We start from the raw sequence: 19,023 nt of genomic DNA, 5'->3' as shown, positions 1-19,023 counted from the left end.
TGAATGCCCTCGTTAGCGGCGAAGTTCAGGTTGTCGAGCAAACTGAGGCACAATTACATCGTGCGTTTTTGGTTTTTTTTTGATTTTTTGTAGGATGCGATTGAGTTTGAGGCGCGATAATTTTTCAACAAAGATTTTACCGTCCAGATGGTCCATTTCATGTTGAATGCAAATGGCCAGCAAGCCATCAGCTTCGAGTGTAAACGGTTGGCCATGTCGATCGAGCGCTTTAACGGTGAGCGTTTGCGCGCGCTCAACTTCTTCGTAAATGCCCGGCACCGAGAGGCAGCCTTCTTCATACGTGGTGTGACCGTCGGCAACGATGATTTCTGGGTTGATCAACACCAGCAAGTCGTTTTTATCTTCAGAAATATCGATCACAATCAAGCGCTGATGAAAATCAACTTGCGAAGCGGCAAGACCAATGCCTGGAGCGGCGTACATGGTTTCTGCCATGTCATCGATCTGGCGTTGCAGAACTGTATCAAAAACAGTCACGGGCTGAGCGATTGTGTGTAAGCGCTCGTCGGGATAGTGCAGAATGTTTAGAATTGCCATGTGTGCTTGCTAGACCAAAAGTTGATATGCAGAATTAAAAATAGAGATAATCTATAGCGTTGTATTATATTCGATATGGGTCGGGGTGGTTGGATATCAAGATCATATCGGTGAACTTCTTTGAATTTTTGCTTGCAAGGTCGATGACCGGTAAGCTTTGGGCTTAAATAATGATGCGTAAATCCATTGTATCGCTGCTGTTAGCGGTTGGTTTTTTATCCGCGCCTGCCGTGGCAGATGAATTGAAGTTAGCTAAAAATGCACCGGATCGTTATGTGGTGGTCAAGGGCGATACATTGTGGGGGATCTCCGGCAAATTTTTAAGCCAGCCTTGGCGTTGGCCGGAAATCTGGCAATTAAATAAAACCGATATTAAAAATCCGCACTGGATTTATCCTGGTGATGTCATTGTCTTGGATACTTCAAGCGGCCAACCGCGGCTTAAATTATTGAAAAGTCAAAAAGTAGACGGGCGCGGCGGAAATGGCAAATTAAGCCCGAGAATTCGCGAAACCTCGCTCACTGGTAATGCGATTGCGAGCATTCCTTATGCCTCTATTGAGCCCTTTTTGAGTAAACCATTAGTGATGAGCGTTGAGGATTTTACTGCAGCGCCACGAATTGCTGCAGGACCCGATAGCCGCTTATTGTTTGGTCCGAACGATCAAATTTACTCAGTGGATTTGGTCGATGCACAGCCTGGTGAAACTTGGCAGGCGTTTCGCAAAGGTAAACCATTGGTTGATCCAGATAATCCAAAGGAAGTGATTGGCATTGAAGTCACCTACTTGGGCGATGTTCGGGTTAAGCGCGAAGGTGATGTGACCACAATGACGGTGGTGAATAGCCGAGAAGAAATTTCAGTCGGCGATCGGCTGATTCGCTCGCCGGAAAAACAATTTATTAATTATGTACCGCACTTGCCAGCCCATGCCATCGAAGGCAAAGTGATTTCTACTTATGGTGGATCAACCGAAGCGGGTTCATTAACCACGGTGGTTTTAAATCGCGGTGCACTTGATGGTTTGGATATGGGAACGGTGCTATTTAGCTACAAGGCGCCAAGATTGATTGCCAAAGAAACCAGTGTAGAACCAACACGATTTACACCACCGATTAAGAGCGGTAATTTATTTGTATATCGGGTTTTCCCAAAAGTCGCGTATGCGTTGGTGATGGATAGTACATTGCCGATTAATGCTGGCGATACTGCGAAGGCCAGTGCTGCGGCAGAATAATATTGCTCACCGCTGAACTTCAAGCTTGGCTACGACTCTCTCTAGTTCCTGGACTAGGGGTTCGTAGCCAATTGCATTTATTGCGTGCATTGGGTGAGCCTGAGCTTATTTTTTCTGCGCCACGCAGCGCATTAAAAGATCTAATATCTCCGCAACTGATTGACGCGGTGTTGACCGCAGCTATACCGAACCACCTTGATATCTTCGAGTTAACCCAAGCGTGGCTGCTTGAACCTCAGCATCATTTATTAACTTTAAATGATGCATTGTATCCGGCTTCTTTGTTGTCGCTACCCGATCCTCCGATTGTGTTGTACGCCAAAGGAGACTTGAATTTACTTAAAAAGCCCGCACTCAGTATAGTAGGGAGTCGAAATGCTACACCGCAGGGGATTGAACATGCTCAGCAATTTGCTACGCATTTATCCAATGCGGGATTGTGTATTGTGAGCGGCATGGCCAGTGGTATTGATGCTGCAGCCCATCGTGGTGGCTTAGCTGGCCGTAGTTTGAGCATTGCAGTGGTGGGAACAGGGCTTGATCGAATCTATCCTGCCAGCAATCGTGAACTCGCACATCAATTGGCTGCTGAAGGTTTACTTTTGTCAGAGTTTGCTTTGGGCTCGCCGCCATTGCCGATGCACTTTCCGCAGCGAAATCGAATTATTGCAGCCTTGGGTTTGGGGTGTTTGGTGGTTGAGGCGGCATTAGGAAGTGGGTCATTGATTACGGCGAGGCAGGCGGTTGATCTTGGCCGGGAAATCTTTGCGATACCCGGCTCAATTCACTCCCCGCAAGCGAAGGGGTGCCATGCTTTGATTAAGAGTGGTGCTAAGCTAGTGGAATCGGGGGATGATATTTTGAGCGAACTTTGTTTTGGTAATGATTTATTTTCAGTCGCTGTTGAGCCTAAAAAACAGGCTAAACAGCCCCTGCCTGAGGATGAGTTTTGGCAAGCTTTAGGTTGGGATCCCGTAGATATCGAGACTTTAATTCTGCGAACTGGCTTGACGAATGTCGCGCTGTACGAGATTCTGTTGGGTTTTGAATTGGAAGGGAAGCTGGCTTCTTTGCCTGGCGGACGCTATCAACGCATTGGCGGAGGGGTTTAATAAAGATTATGTTAGAAGTGCTTGCTTACCTTTTTGAGCAGTTTTATAACGCAGACGGCTTGCCTGATATGTCTCAATTAGCCAAGAAATTGTCATTGGCTGGCTTTGAAGGTGAAGATATACATGACGCATTGACGTGGTTGTCTGAGCTCAAACAAATTGATGTTGCTCCTTATAAATTACTTGATTCCAGTGAATTTGGCTTTCGCTCTTTGCATCCGATGGAGCTAGAAAGACTGAGTGAAGACGCGGCAATATTTATGCACTCTCTGGATGCGACGCGAATCTTAAGCGCGGGCGAGCGCGAATTAGTACTTGATCGACTTTGGCGTGAACCAGAAGGTGAAGTCACTGTAGAAAGAATTAAATTAATAGTTTTAATGGTGATTTGGCAAAAGCGTGATGCTTTAACCAATCTCCTAATCGAGGAGTTGTTGTTTGGCCGTGAAGGTTTTGCTTTGCATTAGACCACGCGGTGCCACGCACTCCAGTTTTTGAATCTCTGCTGCCTTGGGGAACCATGCCGGCCAATCTCTTAATCGTTGAGTCGCCTTCGAAAGCGAAAACACTACAAAAATATTTGGGCAAAGATTTTCAAATTCTTGCTTCTTATGGCCACGTGCGCGGATTAGTGCGTAAGTCGGGCTCGGTTGATCCTGAAAAAGACTTCAAAATGAAGTATCAGATCATCGAAAAAAATAAAAAGCATGTTGATGCCATTTGTGATGCTGTTGAAGCCGCTGACCATATTTATCTCGCATCCGATCCGGACCGAGAAGGTGAGGCTATTTCTTGGCATATTATGGAAATTTTAAAAGCTAAGAAATTAATCAGCCCAGAAAAAACCTTTAAACGCGTTGTCTTTCATGAGATTACTGAGTCTGCAGTTTTGCAGGCCGTCGCTAATCCACGGGATATTGATTTTAATTTGGTCAATGCGCAGCAAGCACGAAGCGCTTTAGATTATTTAGTTGGCTTTAATTTGTCGCCATTATTATGGCGCAAGGTGCGTACTGGCCTCTCGGCAGGTCGAGTACAAAGTCCAGCATTGCGCTTGATTTGTGAGCGTGAGGCTGAAATTCGTGCATTTAATGCACAAGAATATTGGTCAATCCACCTTGACACTAAAAAGGGTCGCAGTAAAGTTGCTGCAAAACTCACCACGTGGCAAGGCAAAAAACTCGATCAGTTTGATATTCCAAATGAAGCGGCTCAGGCCACTATTTTGGCGGGTTTAGCTGATTTACCGGCTCAAGTGAATTCGGTTGAAAAGAAAAAAGAAATCGCGCAGCCCTGCAGCGCCATTTACCACGTCAACCTTGCAACAAGAAGCGGTACGTAAATTAGGTTTTACCACTGATAGAGCCATGCGAACTGCGCAGCAACTCTATGAAGGGATTAATCTCGGCGGGGAAACCGTGGGTTTAATCACGTATATGCGTACCGACTCGGTGGCTTTATCGAACGATGCTTTGGCTGAAATTCGTGGCTATATTGGCGAGCATTTCGAAAAAGAATATTTACCGAAAGACGCGATCGCGTATAAAAACAAAGCCAAAAATGCCCAAGAAGCGCATGAGGCGGTACGCCCAACGTCGATTCATCGCACGCCTGAGTCGGTTAAAACCTTCTTGTCGCCTGAGCAATTTAAGCTTTACCAAATGATTTGGAAACGGACCTTAGCCTGTCAAATGACATCGGCAAAGTTTGATACCGTGGCTGTTGATATTGCCGTTGGTAGCCCAGAAAATTTATTTCGTGCCACAGGACAGACTTTGGTATTTCCCGGCTTTATCGCGGTATACCAAGAAGATGCTGATGATGTCGACGATGATGAAGATGAAGCCCGCTTGCCAGTCATGGCCGAAGGGGATATTTTACCAGTAGAAAAACTCTCAGGCGAGCAGCATTTTACCCAGCCGCCGCCGCGTTTTACTGAAGCCAGTTTGGTGAAGTCACTGGAAGAATTTGGCATTGGTCGTCCTTCAACGTATGCATCGATTATTTTTACCTTAAAAGATCGTGAGTATGTGATTTTAGATAAAAAACGCTTCACGCGACCGATACCGGCGAAGTGGTGAATAAGTTTTTATCGGAACATTTCACTCAGTATGTGGATTACAACTTTACTGCCAAATTGGAAGACAAACTCGATGAAATCTCCAACGGAAGCCGTGAGTGGATTCCGGTTTTGGATGAGTTTTGGACCAAATTCCATAAGCAAGTTGAAGAAAAACAAGCTTTAACACGCGCTGAAGTCACGCATGAAGCGATGGATGAGGATTGCCCGAAATGCGGCAAGCATAAACTATCGATTCGCCTCGGTCGTCGTGGTCGCTTTATTAGCTGCAGCTCGTACCCAGAGTGTGATTACACGCGCAATATTGGCGATGACCCAAATGCGGCACCAGTTGAGCCCGAAGTGGTGCCTGATCGCACTTGCCCGAAATGTGAATCACCCTTACTGATCAAATTGGGCCGTTATGGTAAGTTTATTGGTTGCTCAAATTATCCGAAATGTAAGCATATTGAGCCGCTTGAAAAGCCAAAAGACACCGGTATTGAATGCCCTGAGTGCCATAAAGGTAGCTTGATTGAGCGTAAAAGCCGTTATGGTAAGCTGTTTTATTCGTGCAATACGTATCCAGATTGCAAATATGCAACATGGAATCCACCAGTGGCAGAGCCTTGCCCACAGTGTAAATGGCCGATTATGACCATCAAAGTCACTAAACGCCGTGGTACCGAAAAAGTGTGTCCACAAAAAGAGTGTGGATACAGTGAAGTACTGATCCCGCCGCCAGAAAAAGCGTAAAATCACACCACAACGGGAATCGATTCGGTTCCCGTTTTTAGTGTTTTTTTGATAAAGCTCATTCAATTGTTTCTCAAGGCTTTTGTGCGGTCTGAAAATCTAGTCTCTATTGCAGCGTCGCTTGCGCCTCATGAGGCCCTAGGCCTTTACCAAACCTATTTTAACGCTTTTGACAGTGTGGTTAATTTATTGGCGGTTGGTGATGATCCTGATGCCATGGTCGAAGTATTGCGCACGCTCGCTGAGGCTTCGCATAGCGGGATGACAGGGCTGTATTTGAATGAAGCCGATGGAAAAATTGCACGATTGACTTCAGCTTGGCGCGATGATGATTGCCACCTTGCACGTAATACCCCCCAGCCGTTTGTGACGCTAGAGTATGACCAATATCCATTACTGGCAGATACCCTTGCTGTTGGTATGGTGCTAAATAAATCATTGCTTGAGCTGCCGCTCGCTGAGCAAATGCTATTGGCCCAAGTCGGAGTGCGCCAATTATTGTGTATTCCATTGTTAGACAATGGGCAGTTATTTGGATTTTTAACTTTTTTAAATGACGATGAGCGTCGGCAGCGCGATTCAACTGAGCTGCGTTTATTGTCGATGTTAAGCAATCATGTGGCGCAGGCGCTGTTAAAAGCCAAAGTAGAGGCCGAGTCAATTGCGAATCAACAACGGCTACGCGCCTTAGTCGGTGCAACGCAAGATATGGTGTTTGAGTTGGAGCCCAATGGCGTGATTTGCCAAGTTTGGTCCGGCCATCCGAGCTTACCTGCACCCAGCGAATTGCTGGGGCGCGCCTTAACGATTGCATTGCCCTTTGAATTAGCCAGTGAATTGGTGCAGCGCGTGCCTAAATTGCTAGCGGGGCCTACGAGTATACAGTTTCACTGCGTATTGCCAGATCAAGTGTGTCTTTTGGTTCGTTTACAGCGCGTTGCCGCAGGCCATCGGCAGCACATTGTGGTGTTGATGCAGGACGTGACGACATTAATGCAGGATGCCGCACGCAAAAAAAACCACGCTCGATACGTTAAATCTGCTGGAAGAGGCCATTATTGATCTGTCGCCGCAAGGTGTGCTGACTGAGGCGACCACCGCTTGGACTAAATTGCGCGGGGTCGATCCGCGACATTTAAATCAGGATTTATCTCGCTCTATTTTGTCATGGGTGTATCCGGATGATGTGACCTTGGTGGCTGACGTTTTAGCGCAATTGGCCAAATCCGCAGTGCCTAATCAAGTTCGTTTCCGATTGATGCGTGAAGATGGCGAGTTTGTGTGGGTTGAAGCGCGCTTGATCGCGCATTTCGGTCCGGATCAAAAAATCACCAGTTTGCGCGGTGTACTCCGTGATGTAACGGTTGCGCATTTAAATGAACAGCATATTACGCAATTAGCGCTTTATGATGGATTAACCAGCTTACCTAATCGTCTTTTATTGGATGATGAATTACACCGCGCAATCGATCAGGCTCGAATTAATCATTGTAAAGTCGGTTTAGGGTTTATCGATTTAGATCACTTTAAACAAATTAATGATGCGTTTGGTCATCAAACTGGCGATGAGTTATTAATCAGTCTTTCTAAGCGCTTAAAGGCGGTATTGCCTGACGATGCGATTTTGGCGCGTTGGGGGGGCGATGAATTTATTGCTTTAATTCCAAATTTAAAAGACAGTAAACAATTAAAAATAATTGCTGAATCATTAAGGTTGGCAGCAAGAGAAAGCGTGAGTATCAACGGCATGGAAACGCAGCCGACGATTTCAGTTGGTTTTGCTATTTATCCCGATAATGCAGAAAGCGGTGAAGAATTATTATCTGCCGCTGATCATACGATGTATCACGCCAAGCATGCAGGGCGTAATAATGCTTGTTTTTATGGTGATATATTGCATTTAAAAGCTCTGGGCCGTGAGCATGTGGCGATTCAATCGCGGTTATCGAGTGCAATTCAGCATGGTGGTTTACAAGTGTTTTATCAGCCGGTAGTGAATGCTAAAACCGGCGAAGTGGTATCAGTTGAGGCTTTAGCGCGTTGGCAAGATGATAAAAGTGGTTGGATTAGCCCAGAGTTATTTATTCCGATGGCAGAGAAAGTCGGTTTAATTCAAGAGCTCTCTGAACAAATAATGCTAATTGCATTTGCCAAGTTGCGCGATTGGCGCGATGTTGGATTGGCACAAAAAATGATGATTAATATTTCACGTAGTCAATTATTTTTGCCCAGCTTTGTGACGCAATTGGTGGAACGTTTATCGAGCTTTCGTTTGCGGCCTTCGGATATTATTTTAGAAATCACCGAAAGTATTGCGCTGACCGATTACTCACGACAAATGCGTCATTTGCGGCAATTACGTTTGGCTGGCTTTGAATTAGCGATTGATGATTTTGGTACGGGATATTCTTCTTTGTCGCAATTGCATGAAATGCCGGCCCAAATGCTAAAAGTGGATGTTTCATTTGCGCAGCGTTTACATACTGAAGATGGCCGAAGGGTAATGCATGCGATTGCACAAATGGCGCAAGGCTTGCAGTTGGATTTGGTCATTGAAGGCGTTGAGAATTTAGAAACCGCCCGCTTTTTGCAAGGATTGGGCGTGAATTATATGCAAGGATTTTACTTTAGTGAGCCCGTTCCGGCCGGTGTTGCCGAACTTTGGATGCGCTTGGGTTTGCAAGCCAAAATGTAAAAAACGGCCAAACAAAAAAGGGCTGCAAGGTATACACTTGCAGCCCTTTTTTATGCTGGCTTAGCAGCTAATACATCCATACTTAGTTGTGCAGAATTTTTGACAGGAAGTGCTGTGCACGCTCACCGCGTGGGCTGCCAAAAAACTCAACTGCACTACAGTCTTCTTCAATACGACCTTTATCCATAAAAATCACGCGATTGGCAACGCGGCGCGCAAAACCCATTTCATGGGTCACGCACATCATTGTCATCCCTTCTTGTGCCAATTCGGTCATTACGTCGAGTACTTCGTTCACCATTTCTGGGTCTAAAGCACTGGTTGGCTCATCAAACAGCATGGCAATCGGGTTCATTGCCAAAGCGCGAGCGATTGCTACACGTTGTTGCTGGCCACCAGAGAGCTGTCCTGGGAATTTTGCCGCTTGTGCCTTAAGACCAACGCGATCGAGTAACTTGAGCCCTGTGTCGCGCGCCTCATCAGCGCTACGCCCTAAAACGCGTTGCTGAGCGAGCATTAAGTTTTCAGTGATCGATAGATGTGGGAAACAGCTCAAAGTTTTGAAATACCATCCCAATTCGCGAGCGCAATAAAGGTAGATCGGTTTGAGGGTCACCGACTGAAATACCATCAACAATAATTCGGCCTTCTTGGAAAGGCTCAAGTGCATTAACGCACTTAATTAAGGTTGATTTACCCGAGCCCGATGGTCCGCATACGACAACGACTTCGCCTTTGCTGATATCTGCAGTGCAATCGGTCAGGACTTGGAAATCACCGTACCATTTATTAATGTGTTCAATCGAAATCATACGGTTGTCCTCTTTTTGAGGTACGCCACATAGCTTGACGCACCAAAGCTAATAATAAAATAAATTAAACCAGCAAATAATAAAAATTCATGCGGTTGGCCGACAATATCGCCACGAGAACGAGCGGTATTTAAAAAGTCCATTAAGCCAACGGCGTAAACCAATGAGGTGTCTTGGAATAAAATAATGGATTGCTGCATTAATAGCGGCATCATTTTTCTAAACGCTTGCGGCAAAACGATTAGTTGCATTGCTTGGCGGTAATTTAGACCCAGTGCATATGCAGCATTAATTTGGCCTTTCGAAATCGATTGAATCCCTGCTCGAACAATTTCACAAAAATAAGCCGCTTCAAATAACATAAATGCAATTAAACATGAAGTGAGCGCACCCACCGGGCGATTCGTTCCGGTGACCCAACCAATAATAAAGGGCACCATAAAGTAAAACCAAGTGATGACCAATAGCAATGGAATAGAGCGGAAATAATTAACATAAAACCCTGCGGCCATGGCTAAAAATTTATATTTAGACAAGCGTGCTAAGGCGAGTAAAGTCCCGATGATGACCCCGCCAATAATAGAAAGTACTGTGAGTTTAAGTGTTAACCACAGCCCATCCATCATGCTCGGTAGTGCAGGTAAGATATTGGAGAAATCCATTTATTTTCCTCCTAAAGCAATCAGGCCAGGTACTTGCACCCGTTTTTCTAATTTACGCATTAGCAACATCAGACTCATATTGAGTGTGAAATAAATCAAAGTGGCCAGTGTAAATGCTTCGAATAAATTAGCTGTGAATTCAGCGGTTTGTTTGGTTTGCGCCAACAATTCCATCAAGCCGATCAATGATGCAACAGATGAGTTTTTAAATACGTTTAAAAACTCACTGGTGATCGGTGGAATGATGATGCGAAAAGCTTGCGGCAGTAGCACATCTTTATATAGTTGTGGCAAACGTAAACCTAGCGCTAAAGCAGCATTCATTTGCCCTTGAGGAAGTGCCTCAATACCGGTACGAATTTGTTCAGCAACTCGAGCGGCTGTAAATAAGCCTAGACAAATAACCGTACTAATAAATGCGCTGGTCGCTGGATTAATGTCTTGTTTAAACCAAATCTCTAAATTTTCAGGTAGATAATCAGGCACCATAAAGTACCAAATAAATAATTGAATTAAGAGTGGTACATTTCTAAATAAAGCAACATAGCCTGCGGCTAAATTAGCAATGATTTTATTCGGTAGCGTACGGGCAACACCAACGATTGTGCCAATGAATAAAGCAATAATCCAGCTAGTAAGGGCCAGTGCAATAGTCCAGCCTAAACCGGTAATGAACCAGTCTAAATAAATTTCACTGCCAATACCGGTAGGTTTAAAAAATACACCCCAGTCCCAATGATAATTCATCGATATTTTCTCCAATAGTAAAAAAGCCGAGTAGTGGTGCTACTCGGCTTGCTGAGTATGCGGTGAATTACATTTGCTCAGCTGATTTGTCCGTTGGCTTAGCGATTAATTCTTTAAAATCATCTGACATTGGGAAGTTAAGGTTTAAGCCTTTTGGTGGAACTGGGCTTTCAAACCAGCGTTTGTAAATGGTGTTAATTTCACCTGATTTATAAGTGCTGGCAATGGCGCTATCAACCACCTTTTTAAATTGCGGATCATCTTTACGTAATAAGCAGCCATAAATTTCATATGATTGTGGCTTGCCAACGATGTCCCATTCGCTTGGTTTTTTGGCTTTTGCCATTTCGCCAGCCAATAAAGCATCATCCATCATAAAGGCAACGGCGCGATTCGATTCAAGCATCAAGAAAGATTCGCCATGATCTTTGGCACTGATGATATTCATATTCATTTTTTTGTCTTCGTTCATTTTTTTCAAAATGCGTTCAGACGTTGTGCCAGCAGTGGTCACAACATTTTTGCCCGCTAAATCAGGAAAATCTTTGATTGCGCCGCCTTTTTTGGTCAAAAGACGCGTACCGATCTCGAAAATACCTAATGAGAATGCCGCTTGTTTTTGGCGCTCAAGATTGTTGGTGGTTGAGCCGCATTCAAGATCCACAGTGCCGTTTTGCACCAATGGAATGCGGGTTTGTGATGTCACCAAGTTGTAACGAACTTGTAAGTTCGGCATCTTGAGTTCTTTTTTTACCGCTTCAACAATTTTGTTGGAGATGTCTACAGAGTAACCAATTGGTTTGGCATCATTGGCAAGATAGGAGAAAGGAATAGAGGAGTCACGATGACCGAGTACAATCACACCGCTTTCTTTTACTTTTTTTAAGGTGCCGCTCAGTTCTTCTGCGCCAACGTGTGCGGTGGTGAGTAGAGACATTGCAATGGCGAGAGGAAGTAATACTTTCATGTCGTGCTCCAAGATGTGAGGGTTTTGATTTTTTAGGTTTTTTTTCAGTATATGTAGAACTGAATAAAGCAACATCTAGGGATGTTCCTTACGGGAATACGGTAGTGTCAAGTCAATTGTTTGCATGCATACAAGTTATATACGCTGAATCATAATTTAGCTTGATAGACTGTAATGCTGTGGATTGTATGCTGATGGTCGGGTATTGTTTGTAACAGTATTTTAGCTAATTGCTACCACGATATACCCCATAAAAATGGCTGCCATAAGGCAGCCATTTCGTTTTTTAGTGGTGTATTTTTCGCGTAATTATTGATCCATAGGGGTCAGGATTTGGCGTAAGAATTGCTTGGCGCGGTCGGTTTGTGGGTTGGTGAAAAAGTTTTCTGGCATGGTGTCTTCAACAATTTCACCATGATCGAGGAAAATGACGCGATCTGCGACTTCGCGGGCAAAGCCCATTTCGTGGGTAACCACCATCATGGTCATGCCCGATTCTGCCAGCTGCTTCATCACACCCAGCACTTCACCAATCATTTCAGGGTCGAGTGCGCTGGTGGGCTCATCAAATAGCATTACGCGCGGATTCATCGCCAAACCACGGGCAATCGCCACACGCTGCTGTTGACCGCCCGATAGATTGCTTGGATAAGCGTCTTTTTTGTTTAATAGCCCAACACGTTCCAGTAATTCTAAAGCCTGCTGGTTCGCTTGTGCTGCAGGGACTTTCTTGACGTTAATTGGCGCTAAGGTGATGTTTTCTAATACCGATAAATGCGGATAAAGATTGAAGTGCTGAAACACAAAGCCGACTTCTTCACGCAGTTTATTGATATTGGTTTTGGTGCTATTGGCTTGAATGCCATCAACCCAAATTTCACCATCATTAATCGCTTCAAGTTGATTAATCGTCCGAATGAGGGTGGATTTCCCCGAGCCAGAGGGGCCACAGACCACAACCACCTCACCTTGTTTCACTTCAAGGTTGAGGTTTTTTAAGACATGGTGGTCGCGACCATACCATTTGTTGACATTATTAAAGCGAATCATGGTCACATTATCATTCATGGGTGAGCCTGTTATTTTGTAAGGGTATTCAGGGTTAGCCTAGCGGGGAAAACCCTAGTTGGCCAAGGCATTGCTCAATGCCACATACTGGGCAACGCTCACATTCTCAGGGCGGCAGCTCGGGTCAATGCCCAAATCAGCCAGTACTTGATCGTTGGCAATGCCTTTTAAATTATTGCGCAGTGTTTTGCGGCGTTGCGAAAATGATGCGAGCACCAATTTACGCAGGTGATCTTCATTTTTAGCCGGATAAGGCAGCACGTCATAAGGCACCATCCGTACCACACGGCAGAGTCAACTTTTGGCGGTGGATCGAACGATTCTGGTGGTACGTCAATAATATGATCCATCAGGTAGCGATATTGCAGCATGATGGAAAGACGGCCGTAATCGGTGGTGCTCGGTTCGGCGACCATGCGTTCAACGACTTCTTTTTGCAACATAAAGTGCATGTCGTAAATGATGTCGCTAAAGCTCGCCAGATGAAACAGCAATGGGGTTGAAATATTATACGGTAGGTTACCGACTAATTTAATCCGTTTGCCTGGGGCGATTTCACGCGCCAGCGCGCCAAAATCAAAATTGAGTGCGTCGGCATTGTGAATGACTAAACGCTCAGGCGGATAAATGCTCGATAAATGGCTGACAATATCACGGTCGATTTCGACGACATTCAGTTGCGGAACGCGGGCCAGTAGCGGCGCGGTTAGTGCAGCAAGGCCGGGGCCGATTTCGACGACGACGTCGTCAGCTTGTGGGTCAACTGCGTTGATGATGCCAGCAATGACGCCTTGGTCTTGCAAAAAGTTTTGTCCAAAGCGTTTACGGGGAATATGTGCCATTTGAATCCTTGCCCCCAACGGGGACATACAAAAATAAAAAGCGAGATGTCTCGCTATTGTAAAGCAGTCGCATCGCGTGGTTTTTCCGTTGATCGATTCAGTTTATCGACCTATGCCGAAAAAAGAGTCCACGTGGTGCGCTGAAGTCCTTAAGTGTTGGCCGTTAATGTGGCGGCTAATTGAGTCGCAGCAATCAGGCTGCCGACCTCTGCGAGACCTTTGCCGGCTAAATCGAGCGCGGTGCCATGATCCACTGAAGTACGAATAATCGGTAAGCCCAGCGTGATATTGATGCCGGCGCCAAAGGTGGCAAATTTTAACACCGGCAGTCCTTGGTCGTGATACATCGCCAACACCGCATCGCCTTGCGCCAAAATGGGCGGATTAAATAAAGTATCGGCGGGTAGCGGTCCGATTAAATGCATACCTTCGGCGCGTAATTGCTCGAGCACCGGAATGATGACGTCAATTTCTTCACGGCCCATATGACCACTTTCACCGGCGTGTGGGTTGAGCCCCGCGACGATGATTTTGGGCTGAGGTAGACCAAAATGCTGCTGTAAATCATGCTGCAAAATACGTAAAGTACTGCGTAATGCATCACTGGTAATCGCGCTGGCGACGTCTTTAAGCGGTAAATGCGTGGTGGCCAACGCCACTCGCATCATCTTGGCGTCGGGGCCGTATTCACCAGCCAGCATCATGACTACCTGTGGGGTATGCGTCTTTTCTGCAAGGTATTCGGTATGTCCAGAGAAATACCCGCCGAGTTTGGCATCGTTGATCACCCCTTTGTGTAGGGGCGCAGTAACGATTGCGGCGAACTCACCTTGCATGCAACCCGCGATGGCGCGATCAAGTAGCGCCAAAACATAGCTGGAATTTTGAGGATCAAGTTGCCCAGCAATACTGTTGACGACTAAGGGGATGTGCAAAATCGAAACGGGGGCGCTGACCTCGGCACGATATTCAGGCCAAGTCGCCACAATGGCAGGATCAATCCCTACGCAAGTGGCACGCTCAAGCAGCAATTGGCGATCAGCCAATAAAACGATAGGTACGGGTATATTGCTCTGTGCTAATTGTATCGCTAGCTCAGGGCCAATACCTGCTGGTTCTCCGGTGGTGATCGCCAATGGTTTTTGCATTACTCGTCCTTTAGACGCAATTCAACGTGGGCGCGATCACGCAATTGGCGCAGCCAATCTTCGTATTGTTCTTCGGCTTTACGTTGTTTTAATTCATTGCGTAATTTGAAACGCGCACGCTCTAAAGTCACATCTTGTTGACGGCGCTCATCCACGCGAATTAAGTGGAAACCAAACGGCGTTTGTACCGGTTGACTGACTTCGCCCACTTTGAGTGAATTCATTACGTTTTCAAATTCAGGTACCGTTTCACCCGGATTGAGCCAGCCTAAATCACCGCCTTTGGGGGCGCTGGCATCATCGGAAAACGCTTTGGCGAGATCTTCAAATTTTTCGCCATGCTCAATGCGACTGCGAATTTGGCGTAATTTTTGTTGTGCATCGGTGGTCGAGGTGATTTCGTTGCTGCGGATCAAAATGTGCCGCGCATGGCTTTGATCAACCACGACTTGTTCTTGCTGGCTACGTTTGTCGAGCAGCTTGAATAAATGGAACCCCGCTGGACTACGAACCACGTCGGTAATGCCACCCGGTTTGAGTTGGTCGAGCAAGCTAGTGAATGCTGGTGGCAAAGAGCCAGCAGGACGCCAACCTAATGAGCCCCCTTTATTGGCGTTTTGATCGGCGGAGTAGCTAGCAGCAACGCTGGCAAATGCGGCGCCGCTTTCCAGCTCTTTTTTGGCCGCTTGAATGCGTAAACGGCGCGCTTGAATTTGGTCGGGCGCGGCATTTTCCGGCAATGGAATAAAAATCTGGGCCAAGTTATATTCCATTTGGACTTTATTGGTCGCTAGCTTGATGTAGTCATCAATTTCTGAATCAGTGACCACTACTTTGCTATCAATTTCGCGATCTTTTAAGCGAGCCAGTAGCATTTCTTGGCGAATTTGGTCGCGAAATCCACGCCATGACATGCCAGTTTCTTCCAATTTTTGGCGAAACACCGGCAGGCTCATCTGATTTTGTGCCGCAATCCGGTTGATGGCCATTTCGAGCTGATTGTCATCAACGCGAATGCCGAGCTGCTGAGCGTATTGGGTTTGCAGCTGATCTAAAATCATCCGTTCCAGTACTTGCTCTTGCAATACTTGCTCCGGTGGTAATTGAACTTTTTGCTGTTCGAGGTTTTTGCGAATCGCGTTGATTTTTTGATTCAATTCCACCTGCGTAATCGCATTGCGATTCACAACTGCAATCACGCGATCGGCAGTAATAATTTCGGCCATTGCCGCACTACTAAAGAGCGCTAAAGTTAGCGTTGCGGTACGCAGCAAAGTCATAGTCTTCATACGGTTGTACAGCCTTTAACGAAGTTTTGGAGAGCGATAAGTGTCGGCGTAACCAGGAATGGATTGCTTTAATAAGCTAATCGGATTCATTCCCAATCCGGCCAAACCGCCTAATTCTAAGATTGCAAAGTAATTGGTTTTGTACGTGCTATTGGTCGTGACATAGCTTTGCGCAGCAAAACGCAGCGCCCAACAGCCGGCATTATATTCAACGCCAGCAATCGTCTCTAGTGCTTTGCGATCATTCAGTGAATAGTTGTAACGACCTACGGCATACCAGCCATTGCCCAGTGGCCATTGCCCCGAGATGTCGGCTTGTTCGATATTGGACGATTTATTATGCACGTAGCGCAGGTTAAGGGTTTTATATTCGCTCGGTGTCCAGCTGACGTTTAGCTCCGAATTGATGGTGCTTTTGGTATGCAAGTCTTGCTGTAATAAGTAGTTCACATTGACATTGTTGGGTAACTGGCTGCCCATCATCAAAAACAGATTTGAGCTTTTTTGCTCATCGGTATTATCTGGGCCGGACAATGTCACGCGCGGTGAGGTGAAATAAAACTGTTGGCCGACACCGGCGTAAAAGCGCTCAATCCCAGTTGCATCATCAAAAATACGACTGCTGATCGCCAAAGTCAGATTGTTGGCGTCATTAATTCGGTCATTACCGGTGAACTTATTTTCACTAAACAGCTGTGACCACGACAATGCCGCAACGGCGGAATCGTAATTGGGAACATCGCTTTGTGATTTATACGGGGCATACACACATAAAAAGCGCGTGGCTCTAAGGTTTGCACAATGTCTGAGCCAAACAAACTGCCTTCGCGCTCAAAAAATAGTCCGGTATCCAGACTGGCAATCGGTACGACAAAGGATTGGTTGCCCATGTCTTGGCCTGTTGCGCTTTCGGTGCGGTAGGTATTGGCGTGTACGCTTAAACGTGGGGTAATAAAGCCGTAGCTATTACTCATTGGTAGGCTAATGCTAGGGTTAATCCAAGCGCGATCGCCTTGTACCAAGGATTGATTCACAAAGCGCGTGACTTCACCGCTGATTTTGGTTTCTAAACCATAACCAATTTGTGGGCTCGCGGTAAAATACCACTGCGGCATGCGCCAGTATGGATCTTCAACTGGGTTGGTTTCGGTTTGTAGTGTTTGATAGCGCTGAACACGTAAATACGTGGACCAAAAATCACCGTTGTAATTGAGCAATGCTTCTTGTGGCAAGTTAACTTGCGAGGCACCTGCTAGCGTGTCGGAAAAATCAATAAAATAATCAGAATCAGATACTTTTTGATAATTAATACTGAGTGACAGGCGATCGCTGAGCAGTTGATTGTGTTGGAAATAAACACCATAACGCTGCGTGTCGGTTGTTCTGTCGTTAATTCCCGCCGCACGTAGGGTGCCGGCGTATTCCGGCTGCAGGTAGCGAAATTCACCACCGAGCATGACGCCACGCTCACCAAAATAGCTTGGCGTAATCGTCGCGTCGTAATTGGGGGCAAGATTAAAGTAATACGGTTGGCTGTATTGCAAGCCATTAGTATTGCTGTAGCCTAAGGTCGGTAGCAGCAGGCCACTTTTGCGGTCGCCATTGAGTGGGAAATCAACAAAAGGGTAGTAAAAAAACGGCACGCCTTTAAATTCGGCCCAACCATGCCAAGCTTGGCCATAATTACTGGTGTAATCGAGATCAATTTCTCTGGCGTGTAAATACCAATCGTCTTGCCCATCGCGGCAAGTGGTCATACGACCCTTTTGGATGGTGTACTTGTCTTTGCCGCCAAATAAAACTTTGACACCGTCACCACGCACTTGGCCTTCGGCCATGTGGTAAATCGGATTGTCCATTTCACCCAAGCGAGTCTGTACCGTCATATTCAGCGAGTCACCCTCCAGCGTATCGCCTTTTTGCGTGACTTTGACTTTATCGCCAGCATGAACTTGATCGGCCTCGAGTTCGTACTTTACCCAGTCGGCGTTGACCACCATGCCATCGCGATTGACGATGACATTGCCGCGCGCTTCTGAATATTGTCCTTCTTGGACGCTGGCTTGATCCGCTTCAATGAATAAGGGCGGCTCGGCCGCAGGGCTGGATGCCGCAGCATGGCTCAGTACCGGTAAAATGGCCAATGAGAACGCTACGATCTTGATGGTATAGGGAGGAGAATTACGCACCCGCATGTGGTTGTCGTCATTACTTTGATAGAATTGGTGGATTCTAGCAGTAAACGCGCTTAACTTTCTTAACAAACGTGGTAAACAGGAACGATATTTCTCATGAATCGCAGTGAACAGCTCTCCAATTGGTTGCAACAAGTGCGCGCTGCAACGCCGCAAAGCATCGTTTTAGCTGCTGCTGACGCCAGTGTGCGGCAATATTGGCGTGTGAGTTACGCCGATGGCTCGGTGGTGGTGATGGATTTTGATCCCGCCGTTTTTGATTGCGCGCCTTTTTTGGCGCGCCAGCAACAATTGGCCGGAGCCGGCATTGCCGTACCGCAAGTTTTTGAACAAGACTTGCAATTGGGTTTTGTCGTTTTGGAAGATTTAGGCGATGTGACTTTGGCCAGTGTACTCAGCGAGACTAGCGCAAAAGAGTGGTATCTGCGTGCCATCAAGTTGCTAGTTGAGATGCAGGCCAATACCTCTGATGATGATTTGCCGCTGTTTGATGCCGCGTTTGTTCAGCGTGAACTGGATATTTGCCGCGAGTGGTATTTTGGTCAGCAATTTGGCGTTACGTTGGCGGGTAAAGAATTGGCCACTTGGGAGCGCGCTTGCGCTTTGATTGTGCAGCAAATCATTCAACAGCCAACACTCTTTATGCATCGCGATTTTCATTCCAGAAATATCTTGGTGCAAAACGATGCTTTGCGTTTGATTGATTTTCAAGATGCGGTCAAAGGGCCGATTGCTTACGATTTGGTGTCATTACTGCGTGATGCTTATGTCGAATGGGGTGAAACCTTTGTGCTGGATTTAACCATTCGTTATTTGGGAACAAGCCCGCGCTGCTGGCTTAGCGGTGCATGACGATTTTGGTGACTTTTACTTGG

14 protein-coding genes and 4 pseudogenes are annotated in these 19,023 nt (G+C 46.2%); 7 read left to right on the top strand and 11 right to left on the bottom strand.

Features of this window, described 5'->3' with window-relative positions; genetic code table 11:
- Window positions 1–12: 12 nt before the first annotated feature.
- Complete coding sequence (def, locus tag GKO28_RS02060) at window positions 13–558, bottom strand: peptide deformylase (RefSeq protein WP_182075191.1); 546 nt, start codon at window positions 556–558, stop codon at window positions 13–15.
- 170 nt (window positions 559–728) lie between these two features.
- Between def and GKO28_RS02055 the strand changes: the two genes are divergently transcribed.
- From GKO28_RS02055 to GKO28_RS02030, 6 genes and pseudogenes are all read left to right on the top strand, one after another.
- Window positions 729–1,796, top strand: a complete 1,068-nt coding sequence (locus tag GKO28_RS02055; RefSeq protein ID WP_182075190.1) for a LysM peptidoglycan-binding domain-containing protein — start codon at window positions 729–731, stop codon at window positions 1,794–1,796.
- Between the two features lie 2 nt (window positions 1,797–1,798).
- Window positions 1,799–2,908 carry a DNA-processing protein DprA gene (dprA, locus tag GKO28_RS02050; protein WP_203563837.1) on the top strand — a complete coding sequence of 370 codons (1,110 nt, stop codon included), beginning with the start codon at window positions 1,799–1,801 and terminating at the stop codon, window positions 2,906–2,908.
- 8 nt (window positions 2,909–2,916) lie between these two features.
- Window positions 2,917–3,375 (top strand): DUF494 domain-containing protein, encoded by a 459-nt coding sequence (locus GKO28_RS02045; protein ID WP_182075189.1) that lies wholly within the window; start codon window positions 2,917–2,919, stop codon window positions 3,373–3,375.
- A 53-nt stretch (window positions 3,376–3,428) separates the two neighbouring features.
- Window positions 3,429–5,723, top strand: a pseudogene (gene topA / locus GKO28_RS02040) (type I DNA topoisomerase).
- 189 nt (window positions 5,724–5,912) lie between these two features.
- Window positions 5,913–6,785 carry a GAF domain-containing protein gene (locus GKO28_RS02035; RefSeq protein ID WP_203563836.1) on the top strand — a complete coding sequence of 291 codons (873 nt, stop codon included), beginning with the start codon at window positions 5,913–5,915 and terminating at the stop codon, window positions 6,783–6,785.
- Window positions 6,724–8,418 carry a bifunctional diguanylate cyclase/phosphodiesterase gene (locus GKO28_RS02030; protein ID WP_182075187.1) on the top strand — a complete coding sequence of 565 codons (1,695 nt, stop codon included), beginning with the start codon at window positions 6,724–6,726 and terminating at the stop codon, window positions 8,416–8,418. The genes GKO28_RS02035 and GKO28_RS02030 overlap by 62 nt, the downstream gene beginning before the upstream one ends.
- Window positions 8,419–8,500: 82 nt before the next feature.
- Here the strand turns inward: GKO28_RS02030 and GKO28_RS02025 are convergent.
- From GKO28_RS02025 to GKO28_RS01980, 10 genes and pseudogenes are all read right to left on the bottom strand, one after another.
- Window positions 8,501–9,230: pseudogene (locus GKO28_RS02025) on the bottom strand (amino acid ABC transporter ATP-binding protein).
- A complete protein-coding gene (locus tag GKO28_RS02020) occupies window positions 9,227–9,892 on the bottom strand; it encodes an amino acid ABC transporter permease (protein ID WP_173533643.1) in 666 nt (221 codons plus the stop codon). Before GKO28_RS02020 ends, GKO28_RS02025 begins: the two are co-directional and overlap by 4 nt.
- Window positions 9,893–10,639, bottom strand: a complete 747-nt coding sequence (locus tag GKO28_RS02015) for an amino acid ABC transporter permease (RefSeq protein WP_182075186.1) — start codon at window positions 10,637–10,639, stop codon at window positions 9,893–9,895. It lies immediately after the preceding gene.
- Between the two features lie 67 nt (window positions 10,640–10,706).
- Window positions 10,707–11,606, bottom strand: a complete 900-nt coding sequence (locus tag GKO28_RS02010) for a glutamate/aspartate ABC transporter substrate-binding protein (RefSeq protein WP_182075185.1) — start codon at window positions 11,604–11,606, stop codon at window positions 10,707–10,709.
- A gap of 309 nt (window positions 11,607–11,915) precedes the next feature.
- Entirely contained in the window at window positions 11,916–12,656 is a 741-nt protein-coding gene (locus tag GKO28_RS02005) for an amino acid ABC transporter ATP-binding protein (protein ID WP_182077372.1), read from the bottom strand.
- A gap of 72 nt (window positions 12,657–12,728) precedes the next feature.
- Window positions 12,729–13,516, bottom strand: a pseudogene (gene rsmA / locus GKO28_RS02000) (16S rRNA (adenine(1518)-N(6)/adenine(1519)-N(6))-dimethyltransferase RsmA).
- A gap of 149 nt (window positions 13,517–13,665) precedes the next feature.
- Window positions 13,666–14,664, bottom strand: coding sequence for a 4-hydroxythreonine-4-phosphate dehydrogenase PdxA (gene pdxA / locus GKO28_RS01995; protein WP_182075184.1), 999 nt, complete (start codon window positions 14,662–14,664; stop codon window positions 13,666–13,668).
- Window positions 14,664–15,953 carry a peptidylprolyl isomerase gene (locus GKO28_RS01990; RefSeq protein WP_247646277.1) on the bottom strand — a complete coding sequence of 430 codons (1,290 nt, stop codon included), beginning with the start codon at window positions 15,951–15,953 and terminating at the stop codon, window positions 14,664–14,666. The genes pdxA and GKO28_RS01990 overlap by 1 nt, the downstream gene beginning before the upstream one ends.
- A 15-nt stretch (window positions 15,954–15,968) precedes the next feature.
- Window positions 15,969–16,721: an LPS assembly protein LptD gene (locus GKO28_RS20895; protein WP_307838931.1), complete on the bottom strand. Its 753-nt coding sequence runs from the start codon at window positions 16,719–16,721 to the stop codon at window positions 15,969–15,971.
- Window positions 16,722–16,744: 23 nt separating this feature from the next.
- A pseudogene (locus GKO28_RS01980) lies at window positions 16,745–17,710 on the bottom strand (LPS-assembly protein LptD); the annotation flags it as partial.
- A gap of 534 nt (window positions 17,711–18,244) precedes the next feature.
- Between GKO28_RS01980 and GKO28_RS01975 the strand changes: the two are divergent.
- The gene (locus tag GKO28_RS01975; RefSeq protein ID WP_182075181.1) at window positions 18,245–19,000 is read left to right on the top strand and encodes an aminoglycoside phosphotransferase family protein; all 756 of its coding nucleotides are present in this window, start codon (window positions 18,245–18,247) and stop codon (window positions 18,998–19,000) included.
- Window positions 19,001–19,023: the final 23 nt, after the last annotated feature.

The organism is Deefgea sp. CFH1-16, from assembly GCF_016881365.1.
Lineage (GTDB): Bacteria > Pseudomonadota > Gammaproteobacteria > Burkholderiales > Chitinibacteraceae > Deefgea.
Note: the sequence above shows the minus strand (reverse complement) of the source record. Positions and strands in the feature narration are given on the sequence as shown.